Genomic DNA, 21862 nt, shown 5'->3' on the forward strand with positions numbered 1-21862 from the left:
GCGCGTTCGGCCGGGCCGACCGCACGCAGGCCGCGCCCGGCGGCGAGGCGCAGTTGCGCCGCCATTTCGTGCTGGCGGAAGCATCGCTGCCGGCCGCGGCGCTGACCCGCCAACTGGACGCCGGCGATGCCGGCGACGGCCTGTGGCTGCGCGCCGATCCCGCCTATGTGGTGCCGGACATGCAGGGCGCGCGGCTGATGGCGCATGGCGACATGCTGCCGCTCGACGCGGTGGACCTGGACGCGCTGTTGCCGGCGGTGCAGGGCGTGTTCGCCGAGAGCGGGCTGACCCTGGACGCGCCCGATCCGACCCGCTGGTACCTGCGCCTGCCGGCCGACAGCGTGCTGCCCGTGTTCGCGGCACCGGCGCAGGTACTCGGGGCGGACCTGTTCGATCATCTGCCGCAGGGCGAGGACGCGCGCCGCTGGCGTGCCCTGCTGACCGAAGTGCAGATCGTGCTGCACCAGCATCCCTGGAACCGCGAACGCGTCGCCCGCGGCCAGCCGGCGATCAATTCGCTGTGGTTCTGGGGCGGCGGCCGCCTGCCGGCCACCGTCGGCACTGCGCATGCGCAGGTGCGCAGCCGCGATCCGCTGTTGCGCGCGCTCGCCCAGGCCGCCGGCGTCGCCGATGCGCAGGCGCCGCGGGTCGATGCGCTGGTCGACCTGCGCCAGTTGCGCGCGCCCGAGCAGTTCGTCGGCGAGGTGGTGCAGCCGCTGCTGCAGGCGTTGCGCGATGGCGAGTTGCAGCAGCTGCAGCTGGATTTCGAGGACGGCACCTGTTTCCGCATCGCTCCCGCGCAACGCTGGCGCCTGTGGCGGCGACCGCTGTCGCGCCTGGACGCATGAGTTCCAGCGCGCGCATCGTGCGGCGGCCCGCGGCGGCCGCGGCCGGCCCGTGGCATGAGGCCACCTTGCCACTGCTGCGGCGCATCTATGCCGCGCGCGGCGCCCACGACAGCGGCCTTGCGCAGCCCAAGCTGGCGCAGTTGCTGCCGCCGGATGCGCTGAGCGGCATCGACGCCGCAGTGGAATTGCTGGCCGAAGCCATCGCCGCGGGTAAGCGCATCCTGGTGGTCGGCGATTTCGACTGCGACGGCGCCACCGCCTGCGCAGTGGCGGTGCGCGGGCTGCGCCTGCTCGGCGCCGCGCAGGTGCTGCACGCGGTGCCCAACCGCATGGTCCATGGCTACGGGCTGTCGCCGGCGCTGGTCGCGGAACTGGCGCCGTTGCAGCCGGACCTGCTGGTGACGGTGGACCACGGCATCGCCTGCCATGCCGGCGTCGTCGCGGCCAAGGCGCTGGGCTGGCAGGTGCTGGTCACTGACCACCACCTGCCGGGTCCGGCCTTGCCGCCGGCCGACGCCATCGTCGACCCGAACCTGGCCGGCGACGCGTTCCCGAGCAAGATGCTGGCCGGCGTCGGCGTGATCTTCTACGTGCTGCTGGCCTTGCGCCGGCACCTGCGCGTGCGCGGCGCGTTCGCGGCGGCACCGCCGGACCTGAGTGTGCTGCTGGACCTGGTCGCGGTCGGCACCGTCGCCGACCTGGTGCCGCTGGATCCCAACAACCGCGCGCTGGTCTCGGCCGGTTTGCGCCGGTTGCAGCGTGGCGAAGGTTGCCTCGGTCTGCGCGCCTTGATCGAAGCCAGCGGCCGCGACCCGGCGCGGCTCAGCGCCAGCGACATCGGCTTCGCCCTTGCGCCGCGGCTCAACGCCGCCGGCCGCCTCGAGGACATGGCCCTGGGCATCGAGTTGTTGCTGTGCGAGGACCCGCAACAGGCGCGCACGATCGCTGCGACGCTGGAGGAGATCAACGCCGAGCGCCGCGCCGTGCAGCAGCAGATGACCGACGAGGCCGAGGCGGTGGTGGCGCAGGCGCTGCTGGCCGCGCCCGAGCAGCCGCCGGTGGCGGTATGCCTGTTCGATGCGCAGTGGCATCCCGGTGTGATCGGCCTGGTCGCCTCGAAGATGAAGGACCGCCTGCATCGGCCGGTGATCGCCTTCGCCCCGGCCGAGCCGGGCAGCACCCAGTTGCGCGGTTCGGCGCGTTCGATTCCCGGCTTCCACATCCGCGACGCGATGGCGGCGGTGGAGGCGCAGCGGCCGGGCCTGATGGAGAAGTTCGGCGGCCATGCCATGGCCGCGGGCCTGAGCCTGCCGCAGGACGCGCTGGCCGAATTCGAAGAGGTGTTCCGCGCGCATGCGCTGGCCAGCCTGGACGCGGAACTGCTGCAGGCCGAACTGCTCAGCGACGGCGTGCTGGAACCGCACGAACTCGACCACCGCCATGCCGAGGCGCTGCGCCAGGGCGGGCCATGGGGGCAGGGCTTTCCGGAGCCGCTGTTCGATGGCGAATTCGAAGTAGTGCAGTGGCGCTTGCTGAAGGAGCGCCACGTCAAGCTGAGCCTGCGTTGCCCCGGCCGTGCCGAACCCTTGAACGCGATCCATTTCAACGGCTGGCACGGTCGCGAACCGGGCCGCCGCGTGCACATCGCCTATCGGCTGGTCGCCGACGACTACCGCGGCGGCGATGCGGTGCAACTGGTGGTGGAGCACTGTCTGCCGTTGGATGGCTGAGCAGTTGGCGGTCTGACGCTGCGCGTGGTGCCGGACCCTCACCCCAACCCCTCTCCCGGTGGGAGAGGGGCTTTGCTTTCCCTTCTCCCGCCGGGACCATGGCCCCCTTCTTGGGGGAAGGTGGCCCGCAGGGCCGGATGAGGGTAGGGCGCAGCCTCGCGCCGTCTGTTGCATCGCGCCTTGCGCCGCACCCTCACCCCAACCCCTCTCCCGATGGGAAAGGGACTTCGCTGTTCCTTCTCCCACCGGGAGAAGGTGGCCCGCAGGAGCGGATGAGGGTACGGACGCAGCCTCGCATCGCCAAAGCGCCGCGCCTTGCGCCGCACCCTCACCCCAACCCCTCTCCCGATGGGAGAGGGGCTTGCGCGTCGCCTGAGTCTGGACGCACACACGCAACCCCATCGCGTCACGGCGGACGTTCAAGCCATACCGTCCCAGCAAGGAGCGTTCCATGCCGTCCACCATGCGCAGCAACGTGTGCGTGTTGTTGCTTTCGTTGTCGTTACTCGCCACGGTCCCGGTCGGGGTGCAGTCCGCGCCGCAGCGGCAATTGGTCGCGCCGTTGCTGCACACCGACGCCGGCGAACGTCCGGTCGAACTGCGCTCGGCGACCGTGCGTGCGCATGCAGCCGCTGGCCTAGCCGAAACCACGGTGGAGCTGGAGTTCTTCAATCCCAACGCGCGCGTGCTGGAAGGGCAACTGACGTTCCCGCTGCGCCAGGGGCAGCAGCTCAGCGGTTTCGCCCTGGATGTCGACGGGCAGATGCGCGACGCGGTGCCGGTGCCCAAGGCGCGCGGGCGCCAGGTGTTCGAAGCGGTCGAGCGGCGCGGCGTGGATCCGGGCCTGCTCGAGCAGACCGCCGGCAACCAGTTCCGGCTGCGCGTCTACCCGCTGCCGGCGCATGGCAGCCGCCATGTGCGCCTGGTCTATCGCGAATCGCTACAGCGTACCGCCGCCGGCTGGCAATGGCGCTTGCCGCTGGCGTATGCGGTCGGCGCGCGGTCGCTGCAGGTCGTGCTGAGTACCCAGGCCGCGCCTGATGAACGCGCGACGACGTCCGGCATGCGGCTGCTGCCGACGGCGGACGGTGGCTACGCCGCGTCCTGGTCCGGCAGCCCGGCGCAGTTGCCGTCGGAGCTGCTGCTGTCGCTGCGCGCAAGCGCCACGCCGCGCGTGGCGACCGGTCTCCACGATGGCCAGCGCTACTTCCAGGCGCTGGTGCCGATCGCCGACCTGCATGGCCCGCGCCCGCTGCCGCAACGCATCGGCTTGCTCTGGGATGCGTCCGGTTCGGCAAGGCAGCGCGACATTCCGGCCGAACTGGCCTTGCTGCAGCGCTATTTCGCCGCGGTCGGCACCGCCCAGGTCGATCTGATCGTGCTGCGCGACCGTGCCGCGGCGCCGCGCAGGTTCCAGGTGCGCAACGGCGACTGGAGCGCCCTGAAGGCGGCGTTGCAGGCCGAGCAGCCCGACGGCGCCAGTGCGCTGGGCGCCTGGCAACCGGTGGCGCAGGTGCAGGAGTATCTGTTGTTCAGCGATGGCCTGGGCAACTACGGCGCGCAGACCATGCCGACGCTGGCGCCGGGGCAGCGCCTGTATGCGATCGACTCGGCGGGCGTGCACGCCGATGCCGCGCGCCTGGCGGCGATCGCGGAAGCGCGCGGCGGACGCGCGATCGCATTGCAGGGCCTGCCGGGCGTGCAACTGGCCAGCGAGCGGCTGTTGCGACGTGGCGGCGAACTGGTCGCGCTGGACGGTAGCCAGGTCGCCGATCTGGTCGCCGATTCGCGCGACGCCGACGATGGCTACCTGCGCATCGCCGGGCGCCTGCTCGGCGCCGATGCGACGCTGCACCTGGAGATCGCCACCGCCGCCAGCACCCGACGCATGAGTTTGCCGTTGCGCGAGGCGGAGGAAGTTCCAGGCGACCTGGTGCCGGGCGCCTGGGCGCGGGCCATGCTGCGCAACCTGTCCGCCGATCCGCAGGGATCGGCCGCGCGCCGCCAGGCGCTGGCGACGCGTTTCGGGCTGGTCAGCGCCGACACCTCGTTGCTGGTGCTGGAGAATGCCGACGACTATGCCCGCTATGGCATCCCGGCGCCCCCGGCGCTGCGTGCGGCGGTGGCGGGTGCGCAGGTGCGGCAGCAGAAGCTGCAGGACGACACGCGCAAGCGACGCATCGACGCGATCGCCGAAGCGTTCGCGCAGCGTGTCGCCTGGTGGCAGCGGCGCTTTCCCAAGGACGCGCCGCCAGTGGCGATCGCCGCCGCTGACACTGCCGACCAGCGCATGCAGGCCCCGTCGGGCCCGCAACGGTCCATGGCCCTCGCAGCGCCTGCGCCGATGCCCGCTGCCGCGCCTGCACTCGCGCCGCTGGAACTGGACATCGTCGGCGGTTCGTCCGGCGCGCCCAGCGACGCGGCCGCGTCGGCGACTGCGCGCAAGCGTGTGGCGGCTCCGGCCACGATCTCCCTGGCCGTGCAGCCCTGGCAGCCGGATTCGCCTTATGCGCGGCGCCTGCGGGCGGCCACGGCGGACGCGGTGTATCCGCTGTACCTGAGCGAACGCGCGGCGCACGCCGACAGCGTGGCGTTCTACCTGGACGTGGCCGATGTGCTGTTCGAGCGCGGCCAGCGCGACCTGGCCCTGCGGGTGCTCTCCAACCTGGCCGAGCTGCAACTGGAAAATCGCCACGTGCTGCGCGTGCTCGGCTACCGGCTGCTGCAGGCCGGTCGCGCCGACCTGGCGGTGCCGGTGTTCGAGCAGGTGCTGCGGCTGGGCGAAGAGGAGCCGCAGAGTTTCCGCGACCTGGGCCTGGCCTATGCCGCGCGCGGCGACGCGCAGGCGGCGATCGCACAGCTGTATGAGGTGGTGGTGCGCGACTGGGACACGCGCTTCGACGGGGTGAGCATGATCGCGCTCAACGAACTGAACGCGATCGTGGCGCGGGCGCCGCGGCCCCTGGACACCGGCTTCGTCGACCCACGGCTGCTGCGCAACCTGCCGCTGGACCTGCGCGTGGTGCTGAACTGGGACAGCGACAACAGCGACATGGACCTGTGGGTGACCGACCCCAATGGCGAGCGCTGCTTTTACGGAAACCGCGCGACCTACCAGGGCGGCCAGCTGTCGCCGGACTTCACCGGCGGCTACGGGCCGGAGGAGTTCTCGCTGCGCACCGCCAAACCCGGCAAGTACAAGGTGGAGGCGAACTTCTTCGGCGAGCGCCAGCCGCTGGTCACCGGTGCCACCACCTTGCATCTGCAACTGAGCACGGGCTGGGGTACGGCCGCGCAGCGCGACCAGCAGGTGACGCTGCGCCTGACCGAGCGCAAGGAGACGGTGCTGGTCGGCGAGTTCGACGTGCGCTGATCCGCCCATGGCGCGCCGGCGCGGTCATGCCGGCGCGCTACACTTCGACCATGTCCGATCCGTCCGGCGCCAGCGCCTATTCCCGTTTCCAGCCCTGGCGCCGCAGTTTCGAGATCGGCTTCTGGGTCGCGCTCACCCTGATCAACGCCATCGCCAACAGCGTCACGGTGCTGATCGACATCCGCAACACCGGGCTGCATTTCGCCGCATGGGAGCCGGTGGTGTGGGAGTGGTCCAGCCAACTGATGTTCCTGCTGATCGTGCCGTTAGTGGTGCTGCTGACCCGACGCTACCCGCTGCACTGGGACACCTGGCGGCGCCGGCTGCCGGGCTACCTGCTGGGCAGCGTGGCGCTGTCGGTGCTGCACGTGGTGGGAATGGTCGCCCTGCGCAGCCTGGTCTACCGCCTGCAGGGCCAGCAGTACGACTTCGGGTCGTGGCCGCAGGGCCTGGCCTACGAGTACCTCAAGGACGTGCGCAGCCTGGCCTCGATCGCGCTGTGCGTGGAGATGTACCGGTTCCTGTTGCGGCGCTGGCAGGGCGAGGCGGCGCTGCTCGGCGCGCCCGACGCCGGCCCGCCGGTGGGCTCGCTGGAACGGCCGGAGCGCTTCCTGGTGCGCAAGCTGGGCCGCGATTTCCTGGTCGCCGCGGCCGACATCGAGTGGCTGCAGGCCGCCGGCAACTACGTCAACCTGCGCGTGCGCGGCCACGACTACCCGCTGCGCAGCACCATGGCCGCGATCGAGGCGCGGCTGGACCCGGCGCGGTTCGTGCGCATCCACCGCAGCTACATCGTCAACCTGGCCAGCGTGGTCTCGATCGAGCCGCTGGAGGCGGGCGAGGCGCGGGTGCATCTGCGCGACGGCAGCCAGGTGCCGTGCAGCCGCCGCTACCGCGCCGCACTGCGTGTGGCGGCCGGGGAGGGCGAGGCGGCGACCATCGAGTAGTCCGGCGGCGCTGTGGCGCGGCGGCCGGAATTGCTAGAATCGCGCTCTTGTCTGCCGGAAACGCCGCAATGATCGAACTCAATCCGATTCGCCACCGCATCGCCGATCTGTCCGATCGGGTGCTGTCGCTACGGGGGTTTCTTTGACTACGACGCCAAGAAGGAGCGTCTAGAGGAAGTCACCCGGGAGCTGGAAAGCCCCGACGTCTGGAACGACCCCGAGCGCGCCCAGGGCCTGGGCCGCGAACGTGCCAGCCTGGAGAAGACCGTCGGCGGCATCGCCAGCGTGCTCGATGGCCTGAACGAATCGCTGGAATTCCTGGAACTGGCCGAGAGCGAGAACGACGAGGCCACCGCGCAGGCGGTGCTGGCCGACGTCGACCGCTTCCAGGCACAGGTGGAGAAGCTGGAGTTCCAGCGCATGTTCTCCGGGCAGATGGACGCCAGCAACGCCTTCGTCGACATCCAGGCCGGCGCCGGCGGCACCGAGGCCCAGGACTGGGCCGAGATCCTGCTGCGCATGTACCTGCGCTGGTGCGAGTCGCGCGGCTGGAAGACCGAGCTGATGGAAGTCTCCGGCGGCGAAGTGGCCGGCATCAAGTCCGCCACGCTGCGCGTGGAAGGCGACTTCGCCTACGGCTGGCTGAAGACCGAGACCGGCGTGCACCGACTGGTGCGCAAGTCGCCGTTCGACTCGGACAACCGCCGCCATACCAGCTTCACCTCGGTGTTCGTGTCGCCGGAAGTGGACGACAACATCGACATCGACATCAACCCGGCCGATCTGAAGACCGACGTGTACCGGTCCTCCGGCGCGGGCGGCCAGCACGTCAACAAGACCGAGTCGGCGGTGCGTATCACCCACGTGCCCACCGGCATTGTGGTGGCCTGCCAGACCGGGCGCAGCCAGCACCAGAACCGCGACAACGCGATGAAGATGCTCGCCGCCAAGCTGTACGAGCTGGAGATCCAGAAGCGCAACGCCGAACGCGATGCGGTGGAGGCGACCAAGTCCGACATCGGCTGGGGCAGCCAGATCCGCAACTACGTGCTCGACCAGAGCCGGATCAAGGACCTGCGCACCGGCGTGGAGCGCTCGGACACCCAGAAGGTGCTCGACGGCGACCTGGACGAGTTCGTCGAGGCCAGCCTCAAGTCCGGCCTGGAAGCCGGCGCGAAACGCAGCGACGCCTGAACCGGCGGCCTCCGTCCTGGCGACGGAGGCCGTGCGGCGGCACACGGCCCGCCGGCTGGTGCATTCTTTCCCTTCCTCACGCATCCCCCATCCCATGACCGAGCAGACCCCCGCGCCGTCCCTTCCCGTCGACGAGAACAGCCTCATCGCCGAACGGCGCGCCAAACTCGCCGCGCTGCGCGCGCAGGGCGTGGCCTATCCGAACGATTTCCGCCGCAGCGACTTCGCCGGCGATCTGCAGGCCGAGTTCGCCGACACCGAGCGCTGGACCGCCGAGGCGCTGGAGGCCCAGGGCCGCAGCCTGCGCCTGGCCGGGCGCCTGCTGGCCAAGCGGGTGATGGGCAAGGCCAGCTTCGTGCAACTGCAGGACGAGTCCGGGCGCATCCAGCTGTTCCTGCAGGCCAACGCCCTGGGCGAGGCCTACGACGCCTTCAAGGGCTGGGACATCGGCGACATCATCGGCGTGGAAGGCGGGCTGACCCGCACCAAGACCGGCGAGCTGTCGGTCAAGGCCACTGGCCTGCGGCTGCTGACCAAGGCGCTGCGGCCGCTGCCGGACAAGTGGCATGGCCTGTCGGACGTGGAGCAGCGCTACCGCCAGCGCTACGTCGACCTGATCGTGTCGCCGGAGGCGCGCGAGGTGTTCGTCAAGCGCTCCAAGATCATCCGCGCCATGCGCGCCTGGCTGGACGCGCGCCGCTTCCTGGAAGTGGAGACGCCGATGATGCATTACATCCCCGGCGGTGCCACGGCCAAGCCGTTCACCACCCACCACAACGCCCTGGACCTGGACCTGTACCTGCGGGTGGCCCCGGAGCTGTACCTGAAGCGCCTGGTGGTCGGCGGCCTGGAACGGGTCTACGAAATCAACCGCAATTTCCGCAACGAAGGCGTCAGTACCCGGCACAATCCGGAATTCACCATGATGGAGCTGTACGAGGCCTACGCCACGTACCACGAGGTGATGGACCTGACCGAGAACGTCATCCGCGACGTCGCCCGCGAGGTGCTGGGCACCACCCAGGTCCACTGGGACGGCGCCGACATCGACCTGGCGCCGGCGTTCCGCCGCTGGCGCATGGACGAGGCGGTGCGCCACCACAACCCGGAGATCAGCGCCGCCGACTGCACCGACCGCGAGGCCCTGCTGCGCCATTGCGAGCGGCTGAAGATCCGCACCAAGCCGTCCTACGGCTGGGGCAAGCTGCTGCTGGAGATCTTCGAGGCCACGGTCGAGCACACCCTGATCCAGCCGACCTTCATCACCGACCACCCGGTCGAGGTGTCGCCGCTGGCCCGTTCCAGCGACACCGAGCCGGGCTATACCGACCGCTTCGAGCTGTTCATCAACGGCAAGGAAATCGCCAACGGCTTCTCCGAGCTCAACGACCCGGAGGACCAGGCGGCGCGGTTCCAGGCACAGGTGGCGGCGAAGGACGAGGGCGACGACGAGGCCATGCACTTCGACGCCGACTACATCCGGGCGCTGGAAGTCGGGCTGCCGCCGACCGGCGGCCTGGGCATCGGCATCGACCGACTGGTAATGTTGCTCACCGGCAGCAGCTCGATCCGTGACGTGCTGCTGTTTCCGTACATGCGTCCGGAGGCTTAATCTAGCCGCGGACGAGGTGGCGCGGTTCTTGCACCAGGCGTTGCACGCAAAAGGAAGTGAGGTGGACGGGCCGGGGTGAGTCAGCGTCGGCGCGTTCCCGTTGTCGTCTCAGCAGCCCGCGCAGATGCGACGGGCGGAGGATTGCAGATGCATGATGCCAGCATGAGCCTCTCCGGCGCGTCCTCGAACGGGGACCGTCTCCACTGGGCGGACGGAAGCGACAATCGTTTGAACATCGTCATCGTCGACGATCAGACCTCCGCGCGGACGATGCTGCGGCATGTCATCGAGGACATCGCCCCGGAACTGACCGTGCGCGACTTCGGCGACTCGCAGGCCGCGCTGGCCTGGTGCGAGGCCGGCAAGGTCGACCTGTTGCTGCTCGACTACCGCATGCCGGGCATGGACGGGCTGGAGTTCGCGCGGCGCCTGCGCCGGCTGCCCAAGCACCGCGACATCCCGATCATCCTGATCACCGTGGTCGGCGACGAGCCGATCCGCCAGGCGGCGCTGGAAGCGGGGGTGATCGACTTCCTGGTCAAGCCGATCCGCCCGCGCGAGCTGCGCGCGCGTTGCCACAACCTGCTGCAGCTGCGGCTGCAGAGCGAGAACATCAAGCAGCGCGCGATGTCGCTGGAGCAGCGCCTGCTGGCCAGCATGCGCGAGGTCGAGGAACGCGAGCGCGAGACCCTGTCGCGGCTGGCGCGGGCCATCGAGTACCGCGACGTCGGCACCAGCGCCTACCTGGAACGCATGGCGCACGTGGCCGGGCTGATCGCCGAGCAACTGGGCCTGTCCGAGGACGAGGTGCGGGTCATCGAGATGGCCGCGAGCCTGCACGACATGGGCAAGATCGCCATTCCCGACGCGGTGCTGCTCAAGCCGGGCAAGCTCAACGAGGACGAGATGGCGGTGATGCGCATGCACCCGCGCATCGGCTACGAACTGCTCAGCGGCAGCCAGAACCGTTTCATTCAGGTCGGCGCGCTGATCGCCCTGCGCCACCATGAGCGCTACGACGGCAGCGGCTACCCGGACGGCCTGGTCGGCGAGGCGATTCCGCTGGAAGCGCGGATCGTGGCGGTCGCCGACGTGTTCGACGCGCTGATCTCGCCGCGCCCCTACAAGGAAGCCTGGACCATGGATGCGACGCTGGCCTATCTCTACGCCCAGCGCGGCCGCCTGTTCGACCCGCGCTGCGTGGACGCGCTGTTCCGCGGCCGCGAGCAGCTGCAGGTGATCTGCGAGAAATTCTCCACCGCCTCGGCGCGACCAGGAGTCTGACATGACCTCGGCGATCACGTGGGTGCGGCAACGGTTCGCGGAGCGCAAGGATACCGAGCATGCGCAGGCCCTGGTGCGGATCGTCCTGATCTCCATCATCCTGAGCTACGTGTTGCTGCCGGGTCCGCGCGCGACCTTGCCGATGCGCGAGTATTTGAACGTGGTCGCCGTGGTGTCGTCCGGTCTGGTGCTGTCGCTGGGCGTGCTGGCCTGGCTGCTGTGGCGGCCGGAGCGTTGCGACACGCGACGGATCATCGGCATGATCGCCGACTACGGCCTGATCGCCGCGGCCATGATCGGCATGGGCGAGCCGCTGGCCTGGATGTACGTCGTGGTGCTGTGGGTGACGGTCGGCAACGGTTTGCGCTACGGCAACCGGTATCTGTATCTGGCGGTGGCCATGGGGGTGACCAGCTTCGGCACCACCGTGCTGGTGACACCCTACTGGCGCAACAACCTTGGGCTGGGGATCGGTCTGGTCGTCGGCCTGCTGGCGGTGCCGCTCTATCTGTCTGGGCTGCTGCGGCAATTGACCCAGGCGACCAAGGAAGCGCAGCGCGCCAACGAGGCGAAGAGCCGCTTTCTGGCCAACATGAGCCACGAGTTCCGCACGCCGCTCAATGGCCTCTCGGGCATGACCGAGGTGCTGTCGACAACCAGGCTCGATGCCGAGCAGCGCGAGTGCGTCAGCACCATCCAGGCCTCTGCCAAGAGCCTGCTCTCGCTGGTCGAAGAGGTGCTGGACATCTCCGCCATCGAGGCCGGAAAGGTCCGCGTCGACAAGAGCGCCTTCTCGCTGCGCGAGACCGCGGAGCAGATCGGGCTGATCCTGCAGCCGCAGGCGCGGGCCAAGGCGATCGGCTATTTCGTCGACATCGCTGCCGAAGTACCGAACCATCTGCTGGGCGACGCGGGTCACCTGCGCCAGGTGCTGCTGAATCTGGCCGGGAATGCGATCAAGTTCACCGATTCCGGTCGCGTCGACGTGCGGGTCAAGCTGCTGCGCAGCGACGCGGAGCGGACGTGGCTGAGTTTCGATATTGTCGATACCGGTATCGGGGTGCCGGAATCGATGCGATCGCGGTTGTTCGATGCGTTCGAGCAGGCGGATGTGGGGCTGGCCCGGCGCTACGAGGGCACCGGGCTAGGGACCACGATCGCCAAAGGCCTGGTGGAATCGATGGGCGGCAGTATCGGCTATCAGGAGAACCTGCCGCGCGGCAGCCGGTTCTGGTTCGATCTGCCTTTCGAGATCGCCGCGAGCAGCGTCGAGGAAGCGCCGGAAACGGAAGCGGCTGCCGCCGAACATCCCGAGGAAAACGGTCAGCCCGGGAACGTCATCGCCTTTTCCGATCCCTTCCTGCGCCACCGTGCACGCATCCGCAGCATGCGCATTCTGGTGGCCGACGATCATGCCGCCAATCGCATGGTGCTGCAGCGACTGCTGCAGAAGGCCGGTCACCGTCCGATCTGCGTCGAAGGGGCCGAATCGGTGCTGGACGCCTTGGCGGAGAGCGAGTTCGACGGGGTCATCGTCGATCTGCACATGCCGGGCATGAGCGGATTGGACATGCTGAAGCAGTTGCGGATCATGCAGGCTGGCGGCCCGCGAACGCCTGTGGTCGTGCTCAGCGCGGATGTCACGCCCGATGCGATCCAGCGTTGCGAGCAGGCCGGTGCGCACACGTTCCTGGCCAAGCCGGTGGTGGCCAGCCGTTTGCTGGATACCCTGGCCGACATCGCGGTGGAAGGACGTCTGCGCGGTTCGGGCGAGGCTCAGGTCAGGCAGTTGAGTGCCACCGCCGAAGGGGTGCTGGATTCCTCTGTGCTCGACGAACTGGCCGGGCTGGGCATGGGCGAGGGATTCGAGCGCGAGTTCATTTCGCAGTGCCTCAACGACGCCGAAGGCTGTCTGGGCGGCATGCAGATCGCAGGTGACGCGGAGCATTGGGAACGCCTGCGCGAACATGCCCACGCGATCAAGGGCGTGGCGAGCAATCTGGGCCTGATCCGGTTGGCCAGCCTCGGTGGCGAACTGATGCAGATGGCGGAATGGCAGATGCGCAGCGAATGGCGCTCCCGATTGATGGCACTCAATGCCAGTCTGACCGAGGGCAGAGAAGTACTCGAGGCGCGCGCGCGCCGCAGCGCCAGTTCCGAAGAGAACGAGCTGCGCTGACCCCGCAGTAGGGCCCGGGCATGGCACCGGGCCGACCACTGATCGCAGACCGCTGACGTCTTGCCCTAGGCTGCGACGTCCCGCGCACGCCGGGTCTGCGCGCGTACCAGCCGATCCATCGTGCGCAGCGATTTCTCGTCCAACGCCAACGCGGAGTCGACCCAGATGTCGGTGATCGCCTGCAGTTCCTGCAGCGTCACGGGTTGCGCCAGATTGCGCACGGCGTTCATCGCCAGGTACGACTGCGGGTTGCGGCGCTGGTCGTGGATGAGTTGCTTCACGCGGTCGATGCCCTGATTCCGCGGGACCAGCACATCGACGATGCCCATCGCGTGCATCTGCTCGCTGCTGTAGAGGTCGGCGCTCAGAATGATCCGTTCGGCGACATGCGGAGCGACCCGCTTGCACAGGAACGAATAAGCGCCCATGCCGGGAATCAGCCCGAAAATCGCCTCGGGCAAGCCCATGGTGACGCCTTCCTCCGCAACGATGGTGTGGCAGGCCAACGCCATCTCAAGCCCCCCGCCCAGCGTATCGCCCTGCAGCAGAGCGATGGTGCGCACATCGCCCGACAGGCCGCGATGCAGTTGGTGGACGCCGCTGACGCAGCGATAGGCGTAGTCGAGCAGTTGCGCACGGTCCTTGCGGCGGATGAGGTCGGAAAAAAGCGCGAGATCGCCGCCGAGGTTGAAGACATTGGCGTCCGAGGCGATGACCAGATGCTGCAGCGCGCTCTTCCTGGGCGCCTGCGATCGCGTCGTCATGACCTCCAGCGCTGCAAGGACGTCATCTAGCATCTGGCTATGGAAGCAGGGACGCGTTCCGAGTTGCGGATTCGCATGCATGTACAGCCAATGGCTATCGTCGTCGCCGTCCGCATCGATGCGGATGCTGGAGTAGGCGCGGGTACGGGGCAGCGTGTCGATCGTGCTCATGGCGGGCTCTCGGAAAGACGCCCGCGGAGATGGCGTGGCGCAGCGGGCGAGTGCGTTTCCACCCGGCGGATGCTACACCCGGGTGCCGCGGCCGGAACTCGCCCCGCCAGCGCCTGCACGGGCGCCGCGTGGGTGCCCGTCGGACCTGCTTATTGCGGCGGCGGCGCGTCGCGCAGTTCGCGCCGCAGGATCTTGCCCACGTTGGTCTTGGGCAACTCCTTGCGGAACTCGACGATGCGCGGATGCTTGTAGCCGGTGAGGTTGGCGCGGGCGTGCGCCTTCACCTCGTCGGCGGTCAGGTTGGGGTCCTTCTTCACGATCACCACCTTGACCGCCTCGCCGGATTTTTCGTCCGGCACGCCGACCGCGGCCACTTCCAGCACACCGGGCATCATCGCGATGACGTCCTCGACCTCGTTCGGATACACGTTGAAGCCGGACACCAGGATCATGTCCTTCTTGCGATCCACGATGTAGAAGAAGCCCTGCGGATCCATCCGCGCCATGTCGCCGGTGTGCAGCCAGCCGTCGGCGTCGATGGCGCTGGCGGTTTCCTCCGGACGGCGCCAATAGCCCTTCATCACCTGCGGCCCGCGGATGCACAGCTCGCCGACCTCGCCATGGGCGAGGACCTGGCCCTGGTCGTCCTTGACGCAGGCGTCGGTGGACGGGATCGGCAGGCCGATCGCGCCGTTGTATTCGGTCAGGGTCAGCGGGTTGATGCAGGCCGCCGGCGAGGTCTCGGTGAGGCCGTAGGCTTCGACCAGGGTGACCCCGGTGACCTGCTTCCAGCGCTCGGCCACCGCGCGTTGCACCGCCATGCCGCCGCCGAGGGTGAATTTCAGCGAGGAGAAATCCACCTTGTCGAAGCCGGGGGTGTTGAGCAGGCCGTTGAACAGGGTGTTGACGCCGGTGAAGGCGGTGAAGCGGGTCTTCTGCAGCTCCTTGACGAAGCCCGGCATGTCGCGCGGATTGCTGATCAGGTGGTTGAGCCCGCCGAGCTTCATGAAGACCAGCCCGTTCGCGGTCAGCGCGAAGATGTGGTACAGCGGCAGCGCGGTGATGATGACTTCCTTGCCTTCCTCCAGCTTGCCGGTCGCCGAGATCCAGGCGCCGGCCTGCAGCATGTTGGCGACCAGGTTGCGGTGGGTCAGCATCGCGCCCTTGGCCACGCCGGTGGTGCCGCCGGTGTACTGCAGGAAGGCGATGTCGTCCGGTTCGATGTCGATCTGAGGCAGCGTGTGCAGGCGGCCCAGGGTCAGCGCGTCGCGGAAGCGGATCGCGTTGGGGATGTCGTAGTCCGGCACCAGCTTCTTGACGTACTTCAGCACGAAGTTGACCAGCGGGCCCTTGGGGAAGCCCAGCATGTCGCCCAGGCCGGTGGTGATGACCTGTTTGACCGGGGTATCGGCGAGCACTTCCTGCACGGTGGTACCGAAGTTGTCGATCACCACCAGGGCGCTGGCGCCGGAGTCGATCAGCTGGTGGCGCAGTTCGCGCGGGGTGTACAGCGGATTGACGTTGACCACGGTCATGCCGGCCAGCAGCACGCCGAAGGTGGCGATGGGGTACTGCAGGCAGTTGGGCATCATCAGGGCGACGCGGTCGCCTTTCTTGAGCTGCAGTTCGCCCAGCAGGTAGCCGGCGAATTGCCGGGCCAGTTCGCCGGCCTCGCGGTAGGTCAGGGTCTTGCCGAAGTTGCAGTAGGCGGGGCGGTCTCCGAACTTGGCCACGGAGCTTTCGAACACCGCGGCGACGGAGCGGTACTCGTCGACGTTGATGTCGGCGCCAACGCCGGCCGGATAACTCTGCAACCACGGACGATCCAGACTCATATTCCCCCTCCAGGAAACGTATTGTTGGGCTCTGTACGGACAGTATCCGCTAGAACCGGCAACGGCAGCATACCGTTCCGTAGGGCAAAGGCGAACAGGGCAGGGCCGCAGGCTGCGGCGCCGCGTCGGCGGCGCGCGGCCACCACTGGCGCGCGCGCGTGGGCGGTGCCGGCCCGAGCAATGCTGCCACGCGCAGCCCGGCGGCAGCGCCACCGCGGGTTAGGTCCGGCTCAGCGCGTGCGGCGCACCGGTGCGCCATCGGCGACGTAGTACGGCGCGGTGCTGCGTGGCAGCGCCTGGCGGCCGCGGATGCGGTCGGCCAGCTTCTCGGCGATCATGATCGTCGGCGCGTTGAGATTGCCGGTCACCACCTGCGGCATGATCGAGGCATCGACGATGCGCAGGCCTTCGAGGCCGTGCACGCGTCCCTGGCCGTCCACCACCGCCATCGGATCGTCGGCGTGGCCCATCTTGTTCGAGCACGACGGGTGGTAGGCGGTCTCTGCGTGTTCGCGCACGAACGCGTCGATCTGCGCGTCGCTGCGCAGTTCGCTCCCCGGCGAGATCTCGCGGCCGCTGTACGCCGCCAGCGCCGGCTGCGCGAAGATCTCGCGGGTGATCCGCACCGCGGCGCGGAACTCGCGCCAGTCCTGTTCGTGCGACATGTAGTTGAACAGGATGCTCGGATGCTGACGCGGGTCCTTGGAGACGATGTGGATGCGGCCGCGGCTGGGCGAGCGCATCGACCCCACGTGCATCTGGAAGCTGTGCGTCTTGATCGGGTTGGAGCCGTTGTAATTGATCGCCACCGGCAGGAAGTGGTACTGCAGGTTCGGCCAGGCGAAGTCCTCGTGGCTGCGGATGAAGCCGCCGGCCTCGAACTGATTGCTGGCGCCGATGCCGGTGCCCAGGAACAGCCATTGCGCACCGATCGCCGGCTGGTTGTACAGCTTCAGCGCCGGTGCCAGCGACACCGGCTGCCTGCATTCGTACTGCAGGTACATTTCCAGGTGATCCTGCAGGTTGGCGCCGACGCCGGGCAGGTGGTGGACCAGCTCGATGTCCAGCCCGCGCAACAGGTCGGCCGGGCCGACGCCGGAGCGCTGCAGGATCTGCGGCGAGGCGATGGCGCCGCCGCACAGCAGCACTTCGCGGCGGGCGGTGGCGCGCTGCAGCACGTCGTTGCGCAGCCACTGCACGCCGATGGCGCGTTTGCCGGAGAACAGGATGCGGTCGGTCAGCGCGTGGGTGACGATGGTCAGGTTCGGCCGCGATCTGGCCAGATCCAGGTAGCCGCGTGCGGTGCTGGAGCGGCGCCCGTGCGGCGTCACCGTGCGGTCCATCGGGCCGAAGCCTTCCTGCTGGTAGCCGTTGAGGTCGTCGGTGCGCGGGTAGCCGGCCTGCACGCCGGCTTCGATCATCGCCGCGAACAGGGGGTTGTTGCCGGACTTGGGCGTGGTCACGCGCAGCGGACCGTCGCCGCCGTGGTAGTCGTTGGCACCGATGTCGCGGGTTTCGGCCTTGCGGAAATAGGGCAGGCAGTCCAGGTAGGTCCAGTCTTCCAGGCCCGGCATGCCGGCCCAGTTGTCGTAGTCCATCGCGTTGCCGCGGATGTAGCACATGCCGTTGATCAACGAGGAGCCGCCCAGGCCCTTGCCGCGGCCGCAGTCCATGCGGCGGTGGTTCATGAACGGCTCCGGGTCGGTCTTGTACGCCCAGTTGTAGCGCCGGCCCTGCAGCGGGAAGGCCAGCGCGGCCGGCATCTGGGTGCGGAAGTCGAGGCGGTAGTCGGGGCCGCCGGCTTCCAGCAACAGCACGCTGACATCGGCATCCTCGGTCAGCCGCGTGGCCAGCACGTTGCCGGCCGAGCCGGCGCCGATGATGATGTAGTCGTACGCTTGGGCAGTCTTCATGACGGTTCTCCAGCAGGCCGGGGCGCGCTGCGCGCAGGCGTCCCGGCGGAAGGTCGGATCGGCGCGTCGGCCGGACGAGGGGGGCGCGGCTCAGAACACGCTGGCGTAGTCGCCCAGTTCGACCTGCACCGACTTGACGCGGGTGTAGTGGGCCAGGGTCGAGAGGCCGTTCTCGCGGCCGACGCCCGATTCCTTGTAGCCGCCGACCGGCATTTCGGCCGGCGATTCGCCCCAGGTGTTGATCCAGCAGATGCCGGCTTCCAGGCGGTGGATGATGCGGTGGGCGCGGCTGATGTCCTTGCTGACCACGCCGGCGGCCAGGCCGAAGCTGGTGGCGTTGGCGCGGCGGATCGCCTCTTCCTCGTCGTCGTAGGCGAGCAGGCTCATCACCGGCCCGAAGATCTCTTCCCTGACGATGCGCATGTCGTCGCGGCAGTCGGAGAACACGGTCGGCAGCACGTAGGCACCGTCGGCCAGCGCGCCTGCGCTGGCGCGGCCGCCGCCGATCAGCAGGCGCGCGCCTTCGGCCTTGCCGCTGTCGATGTAGCGCAGCACATTCTCCATGTGCGCAAAGCTGGTCAGCGGGCCGAAGTTGGTGGCGGCCGCCATCGGGTCGCCGATGCGGATGCGCTGCACGCGCTCGACCAGCGCCGCCTCGAACGCGGCCAGCATGCGGCGCGGCACGAACACGCGGGTGCCGTTGGTGCAGACCTGGCCGGAGCTGAAGAAGTTGGCCATCACCGCGATGTCGGCGGCGCGGTCCAGGTCGGCGTCGTCGCAGATCAGCAACGGCGACTTGCCGCCCAGTTCCATGGTCACTTCCTTCAGCGAGGAGGCGGCCGCGGCGGCCATCACCTTCTTGCCGGTGGCCACGCCGCCGGTGAAGGAGATCTTCTCGATCGCCGGATGCTCGGTCAGCCAGTTGCCGATCTCGCGGCCCGGGCCCTGCACCACGTTGAACACGCCGTCCGGCACGCCGGCCTCGGTGTAGAGCTTGGCCAGCTCCAGCACGCTCAGCGGGGTGACTTCGGACGGCTTGAACACCATCGCGTTGCCCGCGGCCAGCGCCGGGGCCGATTTCCACAGGGCGATCTGGATCGGATAGTTCCAGGCACCGATGCCGGCGACCACGCCCAGCGGCTCGCGGCGGGTGTAGAAGAAGCTCGATGCGCGCAGCGGCAACTGGATGCCTTCGATCGCGGTGGCCAGGCCGGCGTAGTACTCCAGGACGTCGGCGCCGGTGACGATGTCCACGCTGGTGGTCTCGCTCAGCGCCTTGCCGGTGTCCAGGGTTTCCAGCCGGGCCAGGGCGTCGTTGCGCGCGCGCAGCAGATCCACGGCGCGGCGCAGGATGCGCGAGCGCTCCATCGCGGTCATCGCGGCCCAGACCTTCTGGCCTGCGGCCGCGCTCTGCACGGCGCGCTCGACGTCGGCCTGGCTGGCGATCTGCACCTCGGCCAGGACCTGGCCGTTGGCCGGATTGACGGTCTGGAAGGTCCTGCCGCTGCTGGCATCGACCAGGCGACCGTGGATGTAGAGCTGTTGGACGGGAAGGGCGGTCATGGGGGCTCCTGGAAAGGCGGTGGGCGCGGCAGGCGCGCGTCAGGGCGTGTCGGCCCGCAGTTGGAAGTCGATGTATTCGTAGGCGATGCGCTGCGCCTTGCCGGTATCGAAGGCGGCGCCGACCAGGCTGCCGCGCAACCACAGGCCGTCGATCATCGCGGCCAGCCCGCGCGCGGACTGGCGCGCCTGCGCCCGCGGCAGCGCCCGGTTGAACTGATGGCACAGGTTGGAGAACAGGCGCTGATCGTTGGCCCGCTGCAGCCGCGCCAGTTCCGGCTGGTGCATGCTCGCGGCCCAGAAGGTCAGCCAGACGCGCATGGCCGCGCCGTTGACCTGGCTGTCGTCGAAATTGCCATCGACGATGGCGCGCAGTTGCGCACGCGGGGTGTCCTCGGACGCGCCGCGGCAGCGCGACACCGCGGCGCGCAGATCGCGCAGGATCTGCCGCATCGCGGCATTGAGCAGGCCGTCCTTGTCGCCGAAGTAGTGGGCGACGATGCCGCTGGAAAGCCCGGCCTTCCTGGCGATGGTGGCGACGGTCGCATCGGCCATGCCGATCTCGTCGATGGTCTGGAAAGTGGCACGGATCAGCTGCTCGCGGCGGATCGGTTCCACGCCTTTCTTGGGCATCGCGGCTCCACGGTCTTCGATCCCACGGGATCGGCTGGCGGCCATTATGCTTTTTATTGATTGAACGTTCAATCAATAAACCATACGATGCACCCGCCCCCCACGCCATGGGCCCGGTTTCCGGTCCGGCCTTGCCCATGCGCCCATCCGGACCGATGAGACAACTGCATGTCTTTCCAGGCTCCTCCCAAGCGCTCGGCCCTGCGCCTGAATCGCTTCGTGTTCTTCAGCGCATCGCTGTCCATCGGCGTGCTCGGGCTGCTCACCGTGCTCTTCCCCGAAGCCAGCGAACACTGGCTGCAATGGGCGCAGGCCGGGGTGTCGGCCGGTTTCGGCTGGTGGTACATGGTGTTGATCGTGGCGTGCCTGGGGTTCGTGCTGTGGCTGGCGGCCTCGCCGTACGGGCGCATCCGCCTGGGCCGCAATGACGAAGTGCCGGCGTTCGGCTACGTGGCCTGGGTGTCGATGCTGTTTTCCGCCGGTATCGGCATCGCGCTGCTGTACTACGGCGCCTACGAGCCGCTGGATCATTTCCTGAGCCCGCCCGGACAGCCCGGCGGCACCGCGGCGGCCGCGCGCGAGGCGCTGGTGCTGACCTTTCTGCACTGGGGGCTGCACGGCTGGGCGCTGTACGCGCTGGTGGGCGTGGCGCTGGGGTATTTCGCCTATCGCCGCAACCTGCCGCTGGCGTTGCGCTCGGCATTGCAGCCGGTCTTCGGCGACCGCGTGCATGGCCGCATCGGCGACATGGTGGATGGCTTCGGCATCCTGGCCACGCTGATCTCCATGGTCACCAACCTGGGCATCGGCGCGCTGGTGCTGCAATCGGGCCTGGTCTACCTGTTCGGCCTGCCCAATACCCCGCAGGTGCTGGTGCTGATCGTGCTGGCGATGATGGCGGTGGCGACGCTGGGCGTGGTCGCCGGGGTGGAGAAGGGCATCGCCTGGCTGTCCAACCTCAATGTGCGCCTGCTGTGCGTGCTGCTGCTGTTCGTGCTGTGCACCGGGCCGACCCTGCACCTGCTGGACGGCCTGGTGCAGAACACCGGCGACTATCTGGCCGCGTTCGTGCGCAAGAGCTTCGAGATGTATCTCAACGATCGCAACGGGCGCACCTGGCTCGGCTCGTGGACGCTGTTCTATTGGGCGTGGTGGATCGCCTGGGCGCCGTTCGTGGGGCTGTTCGTCGCCCGGATCTCGCGCGGCCGCACCATTCGCGAGGTGATTCTGGGGGTGTTGCTGATCCCGCTGGGTTTCACCCTGGCGTGGTTGTCGATCTTCGGCAACACCGCGATCGATCTGGTGCTCAACCATGGCCAGGCGGTTCTGGGCCAGGTGGCGCAGCACGATGCGGCGATGACCCTGTTCAAGCTGCTGGAATATCTGCCCGCCGCGCCGTACGTGGCCGGCGCCGCGGTGGTGATCGGCTTCGTGCTGTTCCTGACCCCGGTGGATTCGGGCACCTTGATGATCGCCAACCTGTGTACGCGTCGGGTCGAGGGCGGCACGGAGGACGAGCACGATGCGCCGATCTGGCTGCGCGTGTTCTGGGCGGCGGGCATCACGGTGGCCAGCATCGGACTGCTGCTGGCCGGCAACTTCACCGCGATGCAGACCGCGGTGGTGCTGTGCGGCCTGCCGTTCTCGTTCATCCTGGTGCTGTACATGATCGGCTTGCTGCGCGCCTTGCGCAGCGACGAGGACGCGCCCTGAGCCACCGCGCAGCGCCCCCGCGCAGTCGCGGGGGCCGGGCTTCCGCTGTCGGACACCCGCGGGCGGATCGGCGCGCAGCCAACTGACGCAGCACGTACTGCAGCAG

At 68.8% G+C, this 21862-nt stretch carries 14 protein-coding genes; 9 read left to right on the top strand and 5 right to left on the bottom strand.

The window, feature by feature from the left end; genetic code table 11:
- The 8 genes from D180_RS17960 to D180_RS17995 form a co-directional block, all read left to right on the top strand.
- Positions 1-848, top strand: an 848-nt coding sequence (locus D180_RS17960) for a hypothetical protein (protein WP_017913885.1), incomplete at its 5' end; no start/stop codon positions are given.
- Positions 845-2578 (top strand): single-stranded-DNA-specific exonuclease RecJ, encoded by a 1734-nt coding sequence (recJ, locus tag D180_RS17965; protein ID WP_017913886.1) that lies wholly within the window; start codon positions 845-847, stop codon positions 2576-2578. The genes D180_RS17960 and recJ, both read left to right, overlap by 4 nt.
- 451 nt (positions 2579-3029) lie before the next feature.
- Positions 3030-5951 (top strand): VIT domain-containing protein, encoded by a 2922-nt coding sequence (locus D180_RS17970; protein ID WP_232760573.1) that lies wholly within the window; start codon positions 3030-3032, stop codon positions 5949-5951.
- A gap of 50 nt (positions 5952-6001) precedes the next feature.
- Positions 6002-6898, top strand: a complete 897-nt coding sequence (locus D180_RS17975; protein WP_043091297.1) for a LytTR family DNA-binding domain-containing protein — start codon at positions 6002-6004, stop codon at positions 6896-6898.
- 68 nt (positions 6899-6966) lie between these two features.
- A protein-coding gene (gene prfB, locus D180_RS17980; protein WP_100224025.1) for a peptide chain release factor 2 occupies positions 6967-8092 on the top strand; the annotation gives its coding sequence in 2 pieces (ribosomal slippage) (positions 6967-7041 and positions 7043-8092; 1125 coding nt in all).
- Positions 8093-8186: 94 nt separating this feature from the next.
- Positions 8187-9704 carry a lysine--tRNA ligase gene (lysS, locus tag D180_RS17985; RefSeq protein ID WP_017913889.1) on the top strand — a complete coding sequence of 506 codons (1518 nt, stop codon included), beginning with the start codon at positions 8187-8189 and terminating at the stop codon, positions 9702-9704.
- A gap of 147 nt (positions 9705-9851) precedes the next feature.
- Positions 9852-10988, top strand: coding sequence for a two-component system response regulator (locus D180_RS17990; RefSeq protein WP_043086876.1), 1137 nt, complete (start codon positions 9852-9854; stop codon positions 10986-10988).
- Position 10989: 1 nt separating this feature from the next.
- Positions 10990-13167 (top strand): ATP-binding protein, encoded by a 2178-nt coding sequence (locus tag D180_RS17995; protein ID WP_017913891.1) that lies wholly within the window; start codon positions 10990-10992, stop codon positions 13165-13167.
- Positions 13168-13232: 65 nt separating this feature from the next.
- Here the strand turns inward: D180_RS17995 and D180_RS18000 are convergent, their stop codons facing one another.
- The 5 genes from D180_RS18000 to betI all read right to left on the bottom strand — a co-directional run bounded on the left by D180_RS18000 (position 13233) and on the right by betI (position 20043).
- Entirely contained in the window at positions 13233-14102 is an 870-nt protein-coding gene (locus D180_RS18000; protein WP_017908735.1) for a crotonase/enoyl-CoA hydratase family protein, read from the bottom strand.
- Positions 14103-14251: 149 nt separating this feature from the next.
- The gene (locus tag D180_RS18005) at positions 14252-15937 is read right to left on the bottom strand and encodes a long-chain fatty acid--CoA ligase (protein WP_017908734.1); all 1686 of its coding nucleotides are present in this window, start codon (positions 15935-15937) and stop codon (positions 14252-14254) included.
- Between the two features lie 230 nt (positions 15938-16167).
- Positions 16168-17850, bottom strand: coding sequence for a choline dehydrogenase (gene betA, locus D180_RS18010; protein ID WP_017908733.1), 1683 nt, complete (start codon positions 17848-17850; stop codon positions 16168-16170).
- Between the two features lie 90 nt (positions 17851-17940).
- Positions 17941-19413, bottom strand: coding sequence for a betaine-aldehyde dehydrogenase (gene betB, locus D180_RS18015; protein ID WP_017913892.1), 1473 nt, complete (start codon positions 19411-19413; stop codon positions 17941-17943).
- Positions 19414-19452: 39 nt separating this feature from the next.
- Positions 19453-20043, bottom strand: coding sequence for a transcriptional regulator BetI (gene betI / locus D180_RS18020; protein WP_017913893.1), 591 nt, complete (start codon positions 20041-20043; stop codon positions 19453-19455).
- A 168-nt stretch (positions 20044-20211) separates the two neighbouring features.
- On the opposite strand from betI, the gene D180_RS18025 reads away from it, so the two are divergent.
- A complete protein-coding gene (locus tag D180_RS18025; protein ID WP_017908730.1) occupies positions 20212-21756 on the top strand; it encodes a BCCT family transporter in 1545 nt (514 codons plus the stop codon).
- Positions 21757-21862: the final 106 nt, after the last annotated feature.

It is taken from the genome of Xanthomonas sp. SHU 166 (assembly GCF_000364685.1).
GTDB lineage: Bacteria > Pseudomonadota > Gammaproteobacteria > Xanthomonadales > Xanthomonadaceae > Xanthomonas_A > Xanthomonas_A sontii.

Excerpts from the sequence above, each read along its gene's own strand:
- recJ (WP_017913886.1), top strand. The coding sequence starts at position 845 with ATGAGTTCCAGCGCGCGCATCGTGCGGCGGCCCGCGGCGGCCGCGGCC.
- D180_RS17970 (WP_232760573.1), top strand. The coding sequence starts at position 3,030 with ATGCCGTCCACCATGCGCAGCAACGTGTGCGTGTTGTTGCTTTCGTTG.
- D180_RS17975 (WP_043091297.1), top strand. The coding sequence starts at position 6,002 with ATGTCCGATCCGTCCGGCGCCAGCGCCTATTCCCGTTTCCAGCCCTGG.
- lysS (WP_017913889.1), top strand. The coding sequence starts at position 8,187 with ATGACCGAGCAGACCCCCGCGCCGTCCCTTCCCGTCGACGAGAACAGC.
- D180_RS17990 (WP_043086876.1), top strand. The coding sequence starts at position 9,852 with ATGCATGATGCCAGCATGAGCCTCTCCGGCGCGTCCTCGAACGGGGAC.
- D180_RS17995 (WP_017913891.1), top strand. The coding sequence starts at position 10,990 with ATGACCTCGGCGATCACGTGGGTGCGGCAACGGTTCGCGGAGCGCAAG.
- D180_RS18000 (WP_017908735.1), bottom strand. The coding sequence starts at position 14,102 with ATGAGCACGATCGACACGCTGCCCCGTACCCGCGCCTACTCCAGCATC.
- D180_RS18005 (WP_017908734.1), bottom strand. The coding sequence starts at position 15,937 with ATGAGTCTGGATCGTCCGTGGTTGCAGAGTTATCCGGCCGGCGTTGGC.
- betA (WP_017908733.1), bottom strand. The coding sequence starts at position 17,850 with ATGAAGACTGCCCAAGCGTACGACTACATCATCATCGGCGCCGGCTCG.
- betB (WP_017913892.1), bottom strand. The coding sequence starts at position 19,413 with ATGACCGCCCTTCCCGTCCAACAGCTCTACATCCACGGTCGCCTGGTC.
- betI (WP_017913893.1), bottom strand. The coding sequence starts at position 20,043 with ATGCCCAAGAAAGGCGTGGAACCGATCCGCCGCGAGCAGCTGATCCGT.
- D180_RS18025 (WP_017908730.1), top strand. The coding sequence starts at position 20,212 with ATGTCTTTCCAGGCTCCTCCCAAGCGCTCGGCCCTGCGCCTGAATCGC.